Origin of the sequence: Micromonospora haikouensis (genome assembly GCF_900091595.1) — a bacterium.
Classification (GTDB): Bacteria; Actinomycetota; Actinomycetes; order Mycobacteriales; family Micromonosporaceae; genus Micromonospora; species Micromonospora haikouensis.
Window position 1 is genome coordinate 77662 of sequence record NZ_FMCW01000017.1, and the last position, 17793, is coordinate 95454.

Sequence of the window (17793 nt, forward strand, 5' to 3'; positions counted from 1 at the left end):
CTGCCGGGGCAACGATGCGCGGGCACGGCTCGCGGGACGCCGCGCCGCCGTAGGTTGGGGCGCAACGACAGGACGGGAGGCGGGCGATGACCGAACCGACGACGCTCGGGCGTTACCACGAACTGCTGCTCAGGCTGGCCGGACGGGTGTCGGACGTGGTCGTCACGGGGGCCCGGCAACGGCTGTCCGAGGGGCGCGTCGAGGACGTGGCCCGGGCGCTGCGCGCCGCGGTCGGGTCGGGCCGGCTGACCGTCGACGCCGCCGAGGCGGCGCTGCTGGCCGCCGCCCTGCCGGACGTCGACGATCCCGCCCCGCGCGACGCCGGGCGGGCGGCGGCCCTGCCGGCGTACGCCTTCGCGCCGCTGCTGCCCGGGGCTTCCCCCACGATGGTGCCGGTGGTGCTGGACCTCACGTCGACCGTGGCCGCCGACGGTGGTCCGGACGCGGCGGCCGTCGCCGTGGCGGCCACCGCGCCGGGGGCCGTCGGCCTGTGGCGGGCGTGGCGGGCGCCCAACGCCACGAACCCGGGCCGGCCGGTGCCGGTCTACCTGCTGGAGACCACGGCCGATCCTGAGGGGCAGCCCGGCATCGCCGCCGCCGTGCAGGGCGCGCTGTGGTCCGCCGGGGTCGAACACCCGCAGGTCGAGGTGTACGGTCCGGCGACCGCGCTGCCGCCGTACCAGCGGCTCGCGCGCGGCCGTTCCGCGCTGCTGTGGGCCGCGCGGCCCGCCGGCCCGGTCACGATCGCCCGGGTCTTCGACCGGGTCGACCCGGTCGCCGGGCCGCGCTTCGACCCCGGCCACGAGGTGCTGCCGGCCGGCCCGGAGCGGGACCGCGTCCTGTCCTACCTGCGCGCCGGGCACGTGCTGATGGCGACGACCGCCGGCGCACCCGACGTCGTCGAGCCGCGGCGCGGCGACGTGGTGCCGATGAGCTACCGCACCGACGGGGCCTGGATCTGGACCGACACCGTGGCGTACTACCTGGAGAGTCACGGCCTGAGCCCCGACGTCGAGCTGATGGCGCACCTACGGTCGGCCGGTGACCGTCCCGTCGTCGACTCGGTGGCCGCGCACCGCGCGATGGTGGCGCTGACCGCTCCCGTCGAGCAGCCGCCCGCCTGGACCGTCGCCGCGGCTCCGGCCCGGTGAGGTCCGGTGCCCCCGACCCGAGAGGCCGCCGAGATGCAGCCTGAGCTGCCGCACGACGCCGCGCACTACTTCCTCCTGATGGACCCGGCCTGGGAGCCGGAGCCGGGCGAGGAGGTGCCGCCGCTGGAGGTGGTCGTCGGCGGATGGCCGGTGACCGACGGCGGCGACATCGGGGCGTTCCGGGCGAACCCCGGTTACGTGCCGAGCGACGAGAACGCCCCGACGGATCCGCTGGACGCCGTGCTGCGGCTCGTCATGTCCCACCGGGCTGACGCGGAACAGTTGCAGCTCGTCCTCCGCGACTCGGCCCTCGACATCGGCATGGACGGCGACGGGCGGCCCCTGGTCGCCCGGTCCCCCGACGGCGTGCCCTGCGTGGTGGTGGCGACCGGGCCCGCGCACCGGGCCCGCAGCGCGCCGCCGGCGTGGCGGCACGGGGACCTCGACGACCTGGTGACCCTGCTGGTCGACGGCGTCGACGTGCTGGTCAACCCGGGTGGCCCGGCCGCCACCCGGCTGACCGGCGAGTTCGTCCGCGAGACGGTGCTGATGACCGACGCGGAGGTGAGCGCCGCTGCCGGGCGCTGCCTGCGCGCCGACGACCGCGTCGCCGTCGTCCGGTGGGACACTCCCCCGGCCGACGGCGACGCGGCCCGCCCCGGCGACGGCGCTCAGCCGGCCGCGCCGACGCCCGCCGGGGCCCCGGACGACGGCTCCATGCCCGAGCGGCACTCCGGCGAGCTGGTGCCCGACCGGAACCCGATCCCCGCGTACCGTTCGTAGTCGGCGACCGTGCGGGCCGGGCCGCACCCCCACGGGCCCGGCGTCGCGTTGCGCAGCATCGTCACGACCCGGCGGCGGCTCGCCCGGTCCCGCGCCCACCAGGGCTTGCCCGCCCCGGGCTCGGTGTGGTCGGTCCAGTGCTTCGCGTCCTCCTGCCGCAGGTAGTAGTGCCAGGCCAGCAGGTCCGGCAGGTGGAACAGGTCGTAACCCCAGGTGTACGCGCGGACGGTCAGGCTGATCTCCTCGCCCATGAAGTAGACCCGCGGGTCGTACGGGACCTCGGTGACGAACGACCCGGGCGCGAAGAGGAAGTGCGCCGAGACGAACCGCGCCCGGGGCGGGCCGGCGAGCTGCTGCCAGCCGCCGATGGCCCGCTGGCCGAACAGCGGGATGCCGTCGTCGGTGAAGCTCTCGCACACCATCACGGTCGGCTCGCCCGTGCCGTCGCAGTCGGTGCCCGGCTCGTAGGCCGGCAGGTACGACGTGACGATCGGCTTCGCCGCGCCGGTGGCCGCCGCGTGCCGCAGCACCCTGCTGTCCCAGCCCGGCGCGAACCGAGTGTGACTGTCGATCTGGAGGAAGTGGTCCTCGCCGTCGTAGAGCCGCATGACCTCGGCGCGGGCCCAGCAGGCGCCCCGGCTCTCGGCCGCGTCGAACTCCACGATCCTGATCCGCGCGTCGCCGCGCAGCGCGGAGATGTCCTCTCCGTCGGCGTGCTGCCAGTTGACCCCGATGCGGAGGCTGTCGGGCCGGTCGGCCTTGGCCAGGCAGTCCTGGACCGTAGCGACGAGCTCCGGGTCGCGGTACGAGGCCACGGACACGAAGATCGTCCTGTTGGTGGCCGGTTCGGTCATTCCTGCTCCCTGGTTGGTCTGGCTTCCCGGTCAGGCCGTGCGCGCCGGGGCGAGGTCGTGCCGGAACGGGACCGGGTGGTCGCGGCCGTGGCCGCGCGCCGCCGACGCCGGGGCGGCCTCGGCCCGGACGGGGGGACGCCCGCACGCCGCCAGCACCCGGCGGTACGCGGCGCGCAGGGCCGGACCGGGCTCGACGCCGAGTTCCTCCCGCAGGGTGCGCCGCAGCCGCCGGAACACCACGAGGGCGTCGGCGTGGCGGCCGGCCCGGTGCAGCGCCCGGATCAGCAGCTCGTGGACGGGTTCGTGCAGGCAGTTGGCGCGGGCCAGGCCCGCCAGCTCGGCCACCAGCCCGTCGTCGCGGCCACGGTCGAGCAGCAGCCGGGCCCACTGCTCGGCGGCGGCCAGCCGCAGCTCGGTCAACCGCTCCCGCTCCCACTCCAGGTGCGGCGCGCGGAGCCCGGCGTAGGGGTCGCCGTGCCACAACCGCAGCGCGTCGCCCAGCCGCCCGATGGCGCCCTCGGCGTCCCCGGCGGCCACCTTCGCCGCCGCCTCGGCCCGCCAGCGCTCGAAGACCGCCGCGTCCAGCGCGTCGCCGGGCAGCCGCAGCACGTAGCCATGCGGCGTGGAGGTGAGCAGGTCGCCGGCCGGGGGGCGGGCCGGGTCCGGCTGGAGCCGGCGGCGCAGCCCGCAGACGTACGTGTAGACGCTGCCGACCGCCGTGGCCGGCGGGGAGGCGCCCCACACCGCCTCGACCAGCTCGTCCCGGCCGACCGCCCGGCCGGCGCGGGCGGCGAGCACCGCGAACACGGCCCGCTGCCGCGCCGGGCCGAGGTCGATCTCACTGCCGTGCACCCAGGCGCGGAGCCGGCCCAGGACCGACACCCGCAGGCGCGCCGTGGCCGCTCCGCCGACGGCGACCCGTTCCATCTGTTCTGTCTCCACCATTGCTGACCGCCTTTGCGCAGCTTCGACGAACCGTCTTCCCGGCCACCGCCGGGTGGACGCCGGAAAACATAGGTCAGCGGTTTACGACGACGATGGGTCCAAGTGCCCACCGCGGTCGTTGTGGGGGGCCCAATTCGCGGGCCCCGCCGTCGTTTCGCAATGGCGGGGCCGGATCGCCGGACGACAGTTTCCGGCGGGAACGCGCTGTTCGTATCCATGCTGGACACCGGGCGGAAACACCGCGTCAATCTGCTCCGGCTCAACTTGCTCCGCTTCCGCCGCGGCCGGTATCGTGCCCGAATCATGGGGACGGGGGACGATGTGGGCGGGAAGGATTCCTCCACAGAGGACGCCGCCGGCTCCGACCGGCACATTCTCCCCCGGGGCGAGGCCCAGCGTCGCGTCCAGCTCGGCGCGCTCCTCGTCGGCGTCGCCGTGGCGACGATCGCCCTGCCGTCCCTGATCATGGGGCCCGGCGGCGACGACGAACCGCCGGCGACGAGCCCACCGGCGATGGCGGTGTCGGTTCCGGCGAGCACGCCCGTCGGCCCACCGGCCTCGTCCGGTTCGCCGACCCCGGTGCCGTCGTCGGCTGCCGCGTCGCCGAGGTCCGGCGCGGCCACGCCCTCCGGCGGCTCCGCGTCGCGTCCCGCTTCCGGGTCGACCGCGTCGGGCACGACGCCTCGGTGCGCCGCCGAACCCGAGGGCAACGACGTCACCCTCACCGCGGCGGTCTCCTGCGGCGTCTACAACGCCGGTTTCGGCAACGGCTGGCGGGCAACCGGCGACGGGCTGAAGCTCCTGCCCGGCTGGAAGGTCCCGGACACCGGCGAGGTCGGCCTGCGGGTGGAGCGCACCCGGCCGGGGCTGCCGCAGACGGAGATGGCGCTGATCGCGGCCCGGCCCGTCCGCATCGACGGTGACGACGTGCTGCGGTTCCGGGTGTGGGGCGGCCGGGACTACGGCACCGTCCTGCGGGTCTCCGTCTCCCCCGCCGGGCGCGGCATGGTCACCGTCAGCGCCGGCGCGGACCGGTGGACCAACTACTCGGTCCGGCTGGGTCAGCTGACCGGCGCCGCCTCGCTGACCCGCATCGACCTGGTGGTGGCCGCCGACGAGGTCCCACAAGTCAACCGGTTCTACCTCGATGACATCGCCATCGTCGGCTGACCGGATCCACTCGGCCACCCAGGTCGAGCGGCTGGCGGCGGTGGCGGCGCTGTGCCGCGCCGTCCTGCTCGGGCGGGCGATCGTCACGGTCACCGCCTCGGCCGCCGGCCTGCTCATCGTCGAGCGCCCGGACCGGCTGCTGATGGTGATCGGCCTCGTCGTGCTGTCGACCGCCGTCGAGGTGACCGTGCTCTCCCGGCACCCCCACTGCGTGCGGTTCGTCGGCTCCGCCCTCACCCTCGACGCGCTGCTGCTCGGTGCGGTGCTCGCCCTCCAGGCCGGCGGCGCGGCGTTCTTCCTGTTCGCCGCCGGCGGCGCCGCCCTGGCCGGGGTGCTGCTGGGCACCCGCGCCTGGCTGTTGTGGGCGGTGGACGCGCTCCTCGGGTTCATCGCCGCGGCGCGGATCCTGCGCGCCGACGACGTGCCGTCGGAGGTGTCCGCGTTCGTGGTGGCGTTCCCGATGACGACCGTCGTGACGGGGATCGTCGCCGCGTGGGTGACGCAGGCGACCGTGCGGCACGTGGACATGCTGGTCGACATCATCGGGGTCGCGCAGCGGTCGGCGGCGGCCTCCGAGCGGGCTCGGCTGGCCCGGGAGCTGCACGACTCGGTGGCGAAGACGTTGCGGGGGGTCTCCTTCGCCGCCCTGGCCCTGCCGGCGTCGCTGCGCAGCGGCCCGGAGCTGGCCGAACAGCTCGCCAACGTCGTCGCGGCCGGTGCCGACGCCGCCGCCGGCGAGGCGCGCGACCTGATCGAGGGGCTCCGCCTCGACGACGCCGACCAGGACTTCGCCGCCAGCCTCGACAGGATCTGCCGGGAGTGGTCGGCGGCCACGGGGACGCCGGTGCGGCTGACCGCCGAGGACGTCGACCCGGCGGCGGCCGTACGCTACGAACTGAGCAGGATCCTGCGGGAGGCGCTGCACAACGTCGAGCGGCACGCCGAGGCCGGCCGGGTGACGGTCGGCCTCGCACACACCGGCACGGTGCTCCGGCTGACCATCGAGGACGACGGGAAGGGCTTCGACGTGCCGGCCGACCTCACCGAGCTGCGCGCCAGGGGCCACTACGGCCTGCTGGGGATCGCGGAGCGCGCCCGCACGGTCGGCGGCACGGCCACGGTGCGCTCCAGCCCGGGGCGCGGCCTGACGGTCGAGGTCGGCGTGCCGCGACCCGCGCCGGTCGCCGCGCACCGACCGGCATGATCGACCTCGTCGTCGTGGACGACAACCCGATCGTCCGGGCGGCCGTGCGGGGCTTCCTCGCCGCGGCGTCCGACGTGCGGATCGTCGGCGAGGCGTCGGACGGCCGGGAGGCGCTGCGGCTGGTGACCAGCCTGCGCCCGCACGTGACGCTGCTCGACTACCGCATGCCGGTCGCCGACGGGCTTTCGGTCGTCGGCGACCTGAGCGCGCACACCAGGATCCTGGCGTTGACCAGCGACACCGACCCCGGGACCGTCTCCGGGATGCTGCGCGGCGGGGCCGGCGGCTATCTGGTCTGGGGCCAGTTCCGGCCGGACGACCTGCTCGACGCCGTCCGGGAGGTCGCCGCCGGGGGAAGCTGGCTGTCGCCCACCGCGGCCTCCGTCGCGGTCACCGCGCTGCGCCGGCACGAGCCCCCGCCGGACGACGCCCGGGACCGCGACCTGGCCCGGCGGTCGGCACTGCGCAGGTACGGACTGTCCCGGCGCGAACAGGAGGTGCTCGACCTGCTGGGCACCGGCATCACCAACGCCGCCATCGGCCGCCGGCTGGGGCTCACCGAGAAGACCGTGAAGAACCACCTCAACCACGTCTTCGCGAAGCTCGGCGTCCAGAACCGCACCGAGGCCGTCCTGCTCTGGCTGAACCACGACCACTGATCCACCCCGTCGCTCCCGCCGGTCTGATTCTGCACCGCCCCGAGGCCCGCGCTCGTCCAGCCTGGCGCTCGCGTGCAGTCATGTTGCGCGCTCGTACCTCCCCGCCGCCGGGGCGCAGACCCGGCCGGGCCCCCGCTTGTACGGTCCGGTTGCCGCATGGCCCGCAGCGGGCGAGCCGCGCGGGTCGTGCGCCCGTCACCCGACCTCGACGGAAGGTGGAACGCCGTGGTATCCCTGCTCCGAGGCCGCTTCCGTGGTGACCGGGACCCCGGAGGCATCGTCCGGCACACCGTGGGCAACGCCGTGGTGCTGCACGCCGAGGGCGTGATCAGCCCGGAGGCCCAGTCGCTGGCGCTCTCCGTGGCCGAGGACCACGAGAACGACGTGGTGGTGCTGGACCTCGCCGACGGGATGCCGATCACGTCGTGGGAGTCGATGGCCGGGGCGCTGCCCCGCCGCCGCCGGGGCATCCGCCTGATGACCTGCGGTCGCCAGCACGGGCCGGCGGCGATGGCCGGGCAGTGGCTGTCCGAGCGGCTCAACCGCACGGTCGTCGCCCCCGACGGCACCCTCGTCCGGGGGGCGGCCGGATCGCTGTTCGTCCACTCCGCCTCCGACAGCGGCTGGATCCGGTTCCGGCCCGGCCGGGCACCGGAATGGGACTCGAAGCGCTATCCGGCGCCGTGCTGGGACGCCGCCGCCGTGCGGCGTCGCGCGTCCAGCTCGACGGGGGAGATCGAGCCGCTGCCGGGCGGCGTGTGGATCCACGACACCGGCGAGCCGGAGCTGATCGAGCGGCACCGCGACCGGCTGGTGAGCGGCGTGCCGTGCCACCACGAGACGATGACCGTGCTCCTCGGCTGCCCCGGCACCGCGCCGTTGTCGCTCGACGACGTCATGCGGTTCTGGCGCGATCTCGACGCGGACAGCCGCACCCGGGCCCGCTTCGTCCAGTACGGCACCGTCGACCTGCCCGACGGCGAGGCCCTCGGCCAGCGGCTCGCCGACCTCTTCCAGTCCACGGTGGTCTGCTACACCGGGGTGCCGATCGGCACCCCGGACCGGACCGAGTTCCGCACCGTACGCGCCGACGCGTCGCTGGGCTGGCCCGTCTTCGCTAGCGAGCTCGGATACGCGCCCCGCTCGCGCCCGCGGTCGGCGGCCCGGTGTCCCGTGGTGCTCAGCCACCGTGGCCCGCTGCGCTGGAGCGACGAGGTGGAGCCGCGCGTCTACTGGTACGCCGCGGACGCCGTGATCGAGGTCGTACAGGCCGGGCTGTGGATCCGGCCGCCGCAGGTGCCCCCGAACGCCGAGCGGGTCCGCGCCGCGTTCGTCGACCCGGAGCACAGCACCCTGTTCTTCGACGACTCGGTCGAGGAGACCGCCGCCCGGATGCGGGAGCTCGCCGCGGACGTGCTGGCCCGGCTCGACGAGCGCACGGCGGCGGGCAACGTGCTGCTGCCCGCGTCGGCCCTGGCCCCGGAGCCACGGCCCGCCGGGCCGGCGCTCGGCGCGCTGAGCCCCGACGGAGATCGGCCGCCGGTCGCGGCGGTCCCGGCCATCCCGGCGTCACCGGCCGTCGGGGTCCTGCCGCCCGCCCCCACCATCGGGACCGCCGCTGCCGTCGTGGGTGTCGCCGCCGAGGTCCTCGCCGCCGAGGTCGTCGCCGCGATCGAGCCGGTCACGGCCGTCGGGCCGGAGCCGGCCACCGCAGTGCCGATCGCAGCCGGGCCGGAGCCGACCGCCGCGCCGATCGCCGCCGCGCCGGGACCGGCCACCACCGTGCCGACCGCCGCGCCGATCGTCCCGCCGATCGCCGCCCTGCCGGAGCCGATCGCGTTGGCGGTCGGGCTGGCGCCGGTGTCGCCCGGGCCGGCGTCCGCCCCGCCGCCCCCCACGCCGCGCCCGCACGGCACCGCCTCCGACGCGACCGGCACCGCCCCCACGCCGCGCCCGCCCGCGCCCGCACCGGCCCCGGTCCGCCGGCAACCCGTCCCCGCTCCGGCGGCGGCGGCGCTGCTGGTCGAGGGACGACCGCTGACCGACGAGCGGGCCTGGCTGCGGCGGACGCTGAGCCGCGAGTTCGACCAGCTCGCCAGCTCGGTGGCCCGGTTGCTGTCCGAGCATCCGGGGATGCAGCGCAGCGCCGGGCACGCCGTCGACGAGGTCCTGGCCGACTGGGTGGCCGTCCGCCTCTACCTGTCCCGGCGCGGCGCGGCCATCGACGCGGGCCTGCGCAGCGGGGAGCCCGGCCCGCACGTGCCCTTCGCCCGCTGCGCGGTCGCCGGCCTGTCCCGGCTACCGTCGCACCGGGGCGCCACCGTCTACACGACCACGGCCTCCGACGCCCAGTGGGCGCTCTACCGCCGGGGCGGGCTGGTCACCGAGTGGGGCTTCGTCAACGCCCTCACCGCGCCGTGCGCCGGTCAGGACGGCGACGTGGACGTGCTGCTGTGGTCGATGACCGCGCGCCGGACCGCCCTGCTCGAACCCGGCGGCGAGGAACGCGCCGACGACCGGGTGCTGTTCGTGCCCGGCACCAGCTTCAAGATCCTTGAGGTACGCCGTCCTGAGGGCGGCCGGCGCGGTCACGTCATGATGCGGGAGCTCGGCGCCAACGAGATCGACCCCGACGGGCGGGTCGACCCCCACCGGCTGTCCCTGGACGAGCTGGCCCTGACCACGCTGCGGCGCGGGGTGGACCGGTGGGCCGGGGCCGAACCCGCCACGCGGGTGGGCCCCGGGGCGGCGGGCCGGTTCGCCGCGCTGCCCGGCCTCGTCGGCGGTGCGGCGCGATGAGCGGCGAGGTGCTGGTGGTCGGCGGCGGCCGCCCGAACGCGTACCCGAGCATCGGCTCCGCGCTGTCGCGGGCCCGCCCGGGCACGACCATCGCGGTGCACGCCGGGCGCTACAGCGAGAGGCTCGTTGTCGGCAACAGCGTCACGATCGTCGCCGAGGACGGCGTCGGCACCGTCGAGGTGCACGTCGAGGAGGGCAGCGTCCTGGTCGGCAACGGCACGGGGGCGCAACTGCGCGGCATCGTGCTCTCCAGCGCGGACGACCGGCTCGCCGCCGTGGACGTGCACTCCGGGCAGGTCGCGCTGGACAACTGCGCCGTCCGGGGCGCCGCGTGGGTGGCGCTGCTGGCCCGGCACGAGGGCTCCATCGCGCTGCACGGCTGCACGGTCGGCAGCACGGGCGGCGCCGGCATCGTGGTCACCTCGGACCGGCTCAGCACGGTCGAGGACACGGTGGTCACCGACATCAGCTCGTCCGGCATCGTGGTCGCCGAGAAGGGCGTGCTCACCCTGCGGCGCAGCGCCGTGCGCAGCCCCGGCGACAACGGCATCTGCGTCAACGGCGACGCCCGCTGCGTCATCGAGGAGTGCGAGATCACCGGTGCGGGCAAACCCGCGCTGGTGGTGGAGCAGCGCGGGCACGCCCGGGTCACCGGGCTCACCGTCCGCGACAGCCGCAACGTCGACCTCTACGTCCGCGGCGAGGTGGACGTGACGGTCACGGGCTCCGAGTTCGCCGGCGCCGAGGTGCAGGCGGCGCACGTGGCCGACGGCGCCACGCCGCACTTCCACGACTGCCTCTTCCGCTCGGCGGGCGGGGCCGCCGTGCACGTCACCGGCGGGGCCCGCCCCCGCTTCACCGACTGCACGGTCGCCGACTCCCCCGTCGGCGTCCAGGCCGACGGCGGGAGCCGGCCACGGTTCGACGGCCTGACCGTGCACGGCACCGGCGAACACGTCGCCAGGGTCGTCGGCGGCGCCGACGTCGAGCTGGGACGGCTGCGCGCGGACCGGTTCGCCGGCGCCGGCCTGCTGGTCGACGGCGCGACGGTCGAGGGCACGGACCTGCGGGTGGACGGCGGCGCGGGGGTCGCCGTCGAGGTCCGCGGCGGGGGCGTCGCGACGGTGCGCGACGCGCGGCTCTCCGGCGGCGGCGAGCACGCCGTCACGGTCGGCGGCGGGTCCACCCTGGGGCTCGAATCGGCCCGGCTGCGGGGCGCCGGACTGCTCGCCGTGGACGCGGCGACCGTCACCGTACGCGACTGCGAGATCGTGGCGGCATCGGGCACCGCGCTGACCGCCGGGGACGGGGTGGTCCTCACGGCCACTCGTACCCGGATCCGCGACGCCGGCGGCACCGGCGTGCTGCTGGGCCCCGGCAGCAGCGGCACCCTCACCGAGTGCGAGGTGCTGGACAGCGCCGGCGACGGGGTCGGCGTCGACACCGGCCTGCCGGTCGAGCTGACCCGTTGCACGGTGCGGGGCAGCGCCGGGGAGGACCTGCGCCGCGGCGCGGACGCCCGGGTGGCGCTGCGGGACACGGAGGACCCCGTTCGCGCGCCGGGCCACTCCCCCCGCCCGCCCGACGCGTCCCCGGCCGACGACGGGCCGCCGACCCCACCGCCCGGCGCGGAGTCGCCGGCCGGGGCGCTGGGCGAACTCGCCGGCCTGATCGGGCTCAGGGGCGTCAAGCAGGAGGTCAGCGCCCTGGTCAACCTCATCCGGATGGCGCAGGCGCGGCAGCGGATGGGCCTGCCGATGCCGCCGATGAGCCGGCACCTCGTCTTCGCCGGCCCGCCGGGCACCGGCAAGACCACGGTGGCCCGGCTCTACGGCTCGGTTCTGGCCGAACTCGGCGTCCTGACCAAGGGACACCTGGTCGAGGCGGCCCGGGCGGACCTGGTCGGACAGTACATCGGATCGACCGCGATCAAGACCACCGAGCTGGTCACCAGGGCGCTGGGTGGGGTCCTGTTCGTCGACGAGGCGTACACGCTCTCCGCCGGCTCGGGCGGGTCCGGGCCGGACTTCGGCCAGGAGGCCATCGACGCGCTGATGAAGATGATGGAGGACCACCGCGACGAGCTGGTCGTGATCGTGGCCGGCTACTCGGAGCTGATGGGGCGGTTCCTCGACTCCAACCCCGGCCTGGCCTCCCGGTTCACCCGGACCGTCGAGTTCCCGAACTACTCGGTCGACGAGCTGGTCACGATCACGTCGAACCTGTGCGCCAAGCACTACTACGAGCTGACCGACGACGCCCACGACGCCGTGACCCGCTACTTCGAGCGGGTGCCGAAGGGGCCGACGTTCGGCAACGGCCGGGTCGCCCGCAAACTGTTCGAGGCGATGATCAACAACCAGGCGTCCCGGCTGGCGGCCCTGCCGCCGGGCCGGGACGTCGCCCTGAACCGCCTGACCGCTGCCGACCTGGGGCCGGAGCTGGCCCTGCTCGACGAGCTGCCGACGCCGGCCGACTCCGCGCCCGACGCGGCGGCCGACCCGGCCGGCGCGGTCGACGCGACCCACGGCTGGCGGCGGATGGGCGAGCTGGTCGGCGGCGAGGCCGTGCGCGAGGCCGCCGCGGCGACCCTGGTGGAGCTCTGCCGGCTACGCGGCCGTCACCGGTCGATCGGCAGGGCCGGCAACGTCGTCATCACCGGCCGGCGGGGCGACGGCCGCACCGAGTACGCCCGGCACTACGCCGCGGCGCTGTCCGAGCTGGGCCTGGTGTCGACCGGCCAGCTGGTCCGGGTGTCGGTGGCCGGCGACCTCGCGCCGCAGTGGCCCGGCCAGGCCCGCCACCTGGTCCGGGCGGCGGTCCGCGACGCGCGGGGCGGGGTGCTCGTCGTCGAGCACGCCCGCGTCGAGGCCGCCGCCGAGGTGCTGGAGGCGTTGGTCGACGAGATGCGCGACAACCCTGCCGACCCGCTGGTGGTCCTGATCGGCGAGGAGCCGGCAACCGACGGCGTGCCGGGGCTGGCGGACGCCTTCGGCCGGCACTGGCGGGTGCCACCGCACTCGGCCGCCGAGCTGGGCGAGATCGCCGTACGGCAGCTGCTGCGCCGGGGACACGAGGTGCCCGACGAGGTCCGCGCGGCGATCGCGGACCTGGCCGCGCGGCTGGCCGAGCCCACTGTACGCGGCGCGCACCTGCTCGCCGCCGGCCTGGCCCGCACCGCCGCGTCGCGTACCCTCGCCGTGGCCGACCTGGTCGGCGTGAGCTGGAGCCCGCAGCCGACGGGCGGCCTGGCCGCGGTCGGCTGAGGGCGGGCCCGTTGGACGCCGAGGACTTCGCCGGGGACCTGTTCCTCGCCCTGGCCACGCAGGGCCGCCTGGAGCTGGACGCGGCGGTGGCCGACGAGGCCGTCGCCGGGCTGCGGCGCACGCTGGACGTCGTCGTGGAGCGGATGCGGATCCTGCGGGTGTGGGAGGGCGGGGCCCGTCCCGCCGTGTGCGACCTGCCGCCGGGGCTCGCCCAGGCCGTGGTGGACGTCGTCTTCGCCGAGCAGCTGACGCCCGGCCGGCTGGAGCACGCCGCCCGGGAGCTACCCAAGTACATCGAGGCCCTCCGGCTCGCCCGCCGGCCGCCGCGGTGAGCCGCCCGCCGGGATCGTGAAGGGTTCGTGAAGACGCCCTGCCGAGACTTGGTCGCGTGCCGAGTCACCGGGAGGTTGTTGTGGAACAGGTCAGGGTCGCCGTGCACGCGACGGATCCGCTGAGCCGGGCCGGCGTCGGCGACTACCTGCGGCATCGTGCCGAGGTGACCCTGCTCGACGACGGGCGGCAGGACGAGGCCGACGTGCTGCTCGTCGTCGCCGACCGGCTCACCACCGACGTCGTGGCGGTGCTGCGGCGCAACGCGGCCGGATCCGGCGCGCCCACCGTCCTGATCGCCAACGAGATCAGCCAGACGGAGTTGATCACGGCGGTCGACTGCCGGGTGGTGGCGATCCAGCCCCGGGCGGCGATCACCACGGACCGGCTCGTCGACAGCCTGGTGGCGGCCCGCGACGGCGGCGGGGTGATGCCCCCGAACCTGGTCGGCGAGCTGCTCAAGCACATCGAGCGGCTCCAGCGCGACGTGCTCACCCCGCACGGCCTGACCGCCTCGGGCCTGAACGCGCGGGAGATCGACGTGCTCCGCCTGATGGCCGAGGGCCTGGACACCAACGAGATCGCCAGCCGGCTCTGCTATTCCGAACGCACCGTCAAGAACGTCATCTACGGCTTCACGCACCGCCTCAAGCTGCGGAACCGCTCGCACGCGGTCGCGTACGCCCTCCGTGCCGGGATGATCTGACCGCTGCCGTCGGTTGCGGGTCGCCCCCGCGTCGCGGCGCGTGCGCAACGGCACCGGATCACTGCTGCTCCCCGCACGAGCGGCGGGCGTACGCCCGCCGGACCCGTTCCGTGTCCACCACCCCACTGTTAGCTATCGGGGGTGTCAAATCGCCCTAGGGTGCGGACCGGCCCGACCGCCGGGTCTACGCGTTGACCCCTGCCGGGCAGCAGCGGGTCGCCGCCTGGCTAGCCGAGGTGCACTGGCCGAGGCCCGACCTCACCGAGTTCCACCTCAAGCTGGTGGCCGCCGCTGCCGCCCGGCTCGCCGACCCGGTGGATCTGGTCGACGCGCAGCGGCGTGAGGTGCTGCGCCGCCTGCGCGACGCCCAGCGGGCCGCGTTGGACCGGGCGGTGGACCCGGTCGTCGGGTTGCTGTTGGAGGGGGTCGTGTTGCGGCTGCGGGCCGACCTGGAGTGGCTGGAAGCGTGCGAGCGGACCTGGACCGGGCGTGACCAGGCCGGGCAGGAGGCCAAGCGATGACCGAGGGCGGCGGGGCACGCCGGGTGGCGCCGCATGACCGGGCCGGCGGTGCTGCGGGCCCGCGCGGTGAGCAGGTGGTACGGCCGGGACAGCGCCCTCGTGCGCGCGGTCGACGACGTCGACCTGGAAGTGCCGGCGGGGCAGACGCTGGCCATCATGGGTCCCAGCGGCTGCGGCAAGTCGACCCTGCTGCACCTGCTCGGCGGGCTGCAACGCCCCACCCACGGCGAGATCGTGCTGGCCGGGCAGCGGGTCGACGCCATGAGCGAACGCGCCCTCGCCCAGCTGCGGCGACAGCACATCGGCTTCGTCTTCCAGTCGTTCCACCTCATGGACGAGCTGACCGCCGTGGAGAACGTCGAGCTGGCCGCGTTGCTGGCCGGGCGGTCTCCCCGCCGGGCCCGGCAACGCGCCCTGTCAAGTTAACGGCTGATCTTGGTTGTTGAGGTGGTCAGTTGTTGGCCGGGGTGAGCCGGCCTTCGAAGGCGATCTGGAAGGCGTTCAGGGGTGCCTTCCAGCGCATGGTCCACCGTCGGCGTACGGTGCCGGTGGGGTCGAGGCTCATCAACGCCATGTAGACGCACTTGAGTGCTGCGGCCTCGTTCGGGAAGTGGCCCCGGGCGCGGACGGCCTTGCGGATGCGGGCGTTCACGCTCTCGATCGCGTTGGTGGAGCAGATGACCTTGCGGATCTCCACGTCGAAGGCGAGGAAGGGCACGAACTCGGCCCAGGCGTTCTCCCACAGCTTCACGATCGCCGGGTACTTGCGTCCCCAGGTCTCGGCGAACTCGAGGAACCGTTCGGTCGCGGCGTCCTCGGTCGCCGCGGTGTAGACCGGTTTGAGTGCTTTGGCGATCTTGTCCCAGTCCTGGCGAGCCGCGTACCGGAACGAGTTGCGCAACAGATGCACCACACAGGTCTGCACGATCGTGCGCGGCCACACCGTCGCGACAGCGTCCGGCAGGCCCTTGAGCCCGTCACAGACCAGCATCAACACGTCGGCGACACCGCGGTTCTTCAGCTCGGTGAGCACATGCAGCCAGTGCTTCGCGCCCTCACCACCGTCACCAGCCCAGATCCCGAGGATGTCCCGGTTGCCGTCGACCGTGACCGCCATGACGACGTAGATCGGCCGGTTCGCGACCTGACCATCGCGGATCTTGACGTTGACGGCGTCGATGAACACGACCGGATACACCCTGTCGAGAGGCCGGTTCTGCCACTCGGCCATCCCGTCCATCACCTTGTCGGTGATGGTGGAGATCGTCTGCCTCGACACCTCGGCGCCATAGACCTCAGCCAGATGCGCGGCGATCTCCCCATGGGTCAAGCCCTTGGCCGACAACGACAGCACCATGTCGTCGACCCCGGTCAGGCGCCGCTGACGCTTGCGCACGATCTGCGGCTCGAACGTCCCGGCGGCATCGCGTGGAACTCGCACCTCGACCGGCCCGACGTCGGTGAGCACCGTCTTGGTCCGGCTGCCGTTGCGGGTGTTCCCGCTGCCCCGACCGGCCGGGTCGTGCTTGTCGTAGCCGACGTGGTCGGTGATCTCTCCCTCAAGGGCGGACTCGAGGACCCGCTTGGTCAGCTGCTGCAGCAGCCCGCCCTCACCGGTCAGCTTCAACCCGTCATCACGAGCCCGATCGACCAGCATCGCGATCAACTGCTCATCCGTGACCGCACCCACCGGCCCGGCGGCCGACTGTCCCACGGTGGTCTCGGTCGTCATCTGGCGTCTCTCCCTTGATCGGTCGATCAGCCGTTATTTGTACAGTCCCGCCGGTTTTTTCTGGTCCGACCCAGGTGCCCTGCCCACGCGATCGCCATGAGCACCGCGATGACGACCAGTTCTCGGCTGAACCCGGTGCAGGCGACCGTACTGATCGCCACCAGCCCGAACGTCGCGAGCACGATCGGTTTGCTGACGCGTGGGACCGGGGAGGGGCGGGACGACGGTCCTGCGCGGTGAGGGCGGCACAGGGCCAGGATCACGATCGCCACGACGGCGGCGAGCATCGTCGGTGCGAGCAGGAGTTGGCCCTCGTCGCCGAGAACGAGCCACGACCAGATCGGTCCCTCATGGGTGGCGAATCCCCACTTGAGGACGGCGAGGTAGTCCCGTACGACGTGGATGACCATGAAGACGGCGCTCCCGCCGGCCACGACGGCCAGCAGGGCGAGAACACCGCTGGCCGCCGGATGGTGCTCCGAGCGGCGGCTCGCCCAGCCCGCCAACAGCCAGCCGATCGCGGTGCCGAGCAGCCCGCCTGCCGCGAATGCGGCGGGCAGCGAGGCCGGCTCGGCCCGGCGTACCGAGACCTCGAACCAACCACCGTCTGTCGGGTTCAGGGACTGGTGGTTGTTGGCGAAGGTCAGCACCCAACCGTCCTTCGCCGCAGTCAGGGTCTCGGCGGTACGCAGATCGGTGTGACCCGCGAAGGACGTCGGCCCGAGTCTCCAGCCGACGGCGGTCAGTCGGTCGGCGACATCGGCGTCATAGCTGCGCAGGTCGGGTATCGGCGTGACATGGTCGGCCTGGTAGCGGACCTGGCTGAACTGGGCCTCGCCGTTACCGTTGACGAAGACCCGGTCGTGCCGCTCAAGTGTGGGGGCCAGGACACCCGGCGTGACCAGTGCGGCGATGCCGGCCATGTCCGTCGCGGTGGGCAGCGGCCGGTCGGTCTCGCCGACGAGGCGGGCGGCGAGCGACGCGGTCACGAAGCCGCTGAGCAGCGCGACGACGACGGCGACGGGGACCACCGCCCGGCTGCCCGGTCGCCCCAGCCGCGCTCGCGGGGCGTGCCGGAGCACGTCGAGGATCTCCCGTACGGCAGGTCTGCGGCGACCCGCTTCCTCGGCGGCCAGGAGCATCGTGTCGAGCAGTTCGGCGCGGCGAGGCCCGGGCGGGTAGGCGCGCGCGAGCAGACGGTAGCGCCGGTGCGTCGCCGATCTCGTCTCTCTCATCCGAACGTCACCGTCGCCGGCCCGGCGGGCGGACTCAGGGTGTTCAGCAGCCGGGTGGCGGTCTGCACCTTGCGACTGAGTCGTTGCGTCTCCACAGTCAACGCGGCGCCGCCCTCCTCGGTCAGTCGGTAGTAGCGGCGGAGCCGTCCGTCCACGGCCTCCTCCCGGTCGACCTCCACCAGTCCCTCGGCGGCCAGCCGGTCCAGCGCGGCGTAGAGCGTGGCCGGCAGCAGCCGCGTCTCACCACCGGACAGCTTCGCTACCTGCTGGATCACGCCGTATCCGTGGCGGGGCTGCTCCACCAGGGCGGTCAGGATCCAGAACGTCGGTTCTCTCATCGGACGTGTCACGCGATAGAATATACAAATCATTTGACTATTAAGCCAGAGTGGATCCTCGGCGTGCGTCCGCCCATCCCGAACGTCGACGGATGCAAAG

16 protein-coding genes are annotated in these 17793 nt (G+C 74.5%); 11 read left to right on the forward strand and 5 right to left on the reverse strand.

Features of this window, described 5'->3' with window-relative positions; all coding sequences use genetic code 11:
- Positions 1-86: 86 nt before the first annotated feature.
- Complete coding sequence (locus GA0070558_RS18445; protein WP_091281726.1) at positions 87-1151, forward strand: hypothetical protein; 1065 nt, start codon at positions 87-89, stop codon at positions 1149-1151.
- A gap of 6 nt (positions 1152-1157) precedes the next feature.
- Positions 1158-1934, forward strand: a complete 777-nt coding sequence (locus GA0070558_RS18450) for a type VII secretion system-associated protein (RefSeq protein WP_256092007.1) — start codon at positions 1158-1160, stop codon at positions 1932-1934.
- On the opposite strand, the gene GA0070558_RS18455 is transcribed toward GA0070558_RS18450, so the two are convergent.
- Together GA0070558_RS18455 and GA0070558_RS18460 are read right to left on the reverse strand one after the other, a co-directional pair.
- On the reverse strand, positions 1823-2788 hold the full coding sequence (locus GA0070558_RS18455; protein WP_091281729.1) for a GlcNAc-transferase family protein: 966 nt from the start codon (positions 2786-2788) through the stop codon (positions 1823-1825). The two genes, GA0070558_RS18450 and GA0070558_RS18455, sit on opposite strands and share 112 nt — an antisense overlap.
- Before the next feature lie 30 nt (positions 2789-2818).
- Entirely contained in the window at positions 2819-3733 is a 915-nt protein-coding gene (locus tag GA0070558_RS18460; RefSeq protein ID WP_256092008.1) for an AfsR/SARP family transcriptional regulator, read from the reverse strand.
- Positions 3734-4036: 303 nt separating this feature from the next.
- On the opposite strand from GA0070558_RS18460, the gene GA0070558_RS18465 reads away from it, so the two are divergent.
- The 9 genes from GA0070558_RS18465 (at position 4037) to GA0070558_RS18505 (ending at position 14814) form a co-directional block, all read left to right on the forward strand.
- Positions 4037-4903, forward strand: a complete 867-nt coding sequence (locus GA0070558_RS18465) for a hypothetical protein (RefSeq protein WP_141722244.1) — start codon at positions 4037-4039, stop codon at positions 4901-4903.
- Positions 4881-6107 (forward strand): sensor histidine kinase, encoded by a 1227-nt coding sequence (locus GA0070558_RS18470; protein ID WP_091281738.1) that lies wholly within the window; start codon positions 4881-4883, stop codon positions 6105-6107. Before GA0070558_RS18465 ends, GA0070558_RS18470 begins: the two co-directional genes overlap by 23 nt.
- A complete protein-coding gene (locus tag GA0070558_RS18475) occupies positions 6104-6766 on the forward strand; it encodes a LuxR C-terminal-related transcriptional regulator (RefSeq protein ID WP_091281742.1) in 663 nt (220 codons plus the stop codon). The genes GA0070558_RS18470 and GA0070558_RS18475 overlap by 4 nt, the downstream gene beginning before the upstream one ends.
- A gap of 225 nt (positions 6767-6991) precedes the next feature.
- On the forward strand, positions 6992-9565 hold the full coding sequence (locus GA0070558_RS18480) for a hypothetical protein (protein ID WP_091281746.1): 2574 nt from the start codon (positions 6992-6994) through the stop codon (positions 9563-9565).
- Complete coding sequence (locus GA0070558_RS18485; RefSeq protein WP_091281939.1) at positions 9562-12831, forward strand: right-handed parallel beta-helix repeat-containing protein; 3270 nt, start codon at positions 9562-9564, stop codon at positions 12829-12831. The genes GA0070558_RS18480 and GA0070558_RS18485 overlap by 4 nt, the downstream gene beginning before the upstream one ends.
- 11 nt (positions 12832-12842) lie before the next feature.
- Positions 12843-13163: a hypothetical protein gene (locus GA0070558_RS18490; protein WP_228986943.1), complete on the forward strand. Its 321-nt coding sequence runs from the start codon at positions 12843-12845 to the stop codon at positions 13161-13163.
- 80 nt (positions 13164-13243) lie between these two features.
- Positions 13244-13867 carry a helix-turn-helix transcriptional regulator gene (locus GA0070558_RS18495; RefSeq protein WP_091281752.1) on the forward strand — a complete coding sequence of 208 codons (624 nt, stop codon included), beginning with the start codon at positions 13244-13246 and terminating at the stop codon, positions 13865-13867.
- A 191-nt stretch (positions 13868-14058) separates the two neighbouring features.
- On the forward strand, positions 14059-14388 hold the full coding sequence (locus tag GA0070558_RS18500; RefSeq protein WP_218107023.1) for a hypothetical protein: 330 nt from the start codon (positions 14059-14061) through the stop codon (positions 14386-14388).
- Positions 14389-14421: 33 nt separating this feature from the next.
- Positions 14422-14814: an ABC transporter ATP-binding protein gene (locus tag GA0070558_RS18505; RefSeq protein WP_141722245.1), complete on the forward strand. Its 393-nt coding sequence runs from the start codon at positions 14422-14424 to the stop codon at positions 14812-14814.
- Positions 14815-14839: 25 nt separating this feature from the next.
- Here GA0070558_RS18505 and GA0070558_RS18510 read toward each other — a convergent pair whose 3' ends face one another.
- The 3 genes from GA0070558_RS18510 to GA0070558_RS18520 all read right to left on the reverse strand — a co-directional run bounded on the left by GA0070558_RS18510 (position 14840) and on the right by GA0070558_RS18520 (position 17705).
- The gene (locus tag GA0070558_RS18510) at positions 14840-16045 is read right to left on the reverse strand and encodes an IS256 family transposase (protein ID WP_256092013.1); all 1206 of its coding nucleotides are present in this window, start codon (positions 16043-16045) and stop codon (positions 14840-14842) included.
- Between the two features lie 101 nt (positions 16046-16146).
- The gene (locus tag GA0070558_RS18515; protein WP_141722246.1) at positions 16147-17355 is read right to left on the reverse strand and encodes a hypothetical protein; all 1209 of its coding nucleotides are present in this window, start codon (positions 17353-17355) and stop codon (positions 16147-16149) included.
- Entirely contained in the window at positions 17352-17705 is a 354-nt protein-coding gene (locus GA0070558_RS18520) for a PadR family transcriptional regulator (RefSeq protein ID WP_256092009.1), read from the reverse strand. Before GA0070558_RS18520 ends, GA0070558_RS18515 begins: the two co-directional genes overlap by 4 nt.
- Between the last annotated feature and the right edge of the window lie 88 nt (positions 17706-17793).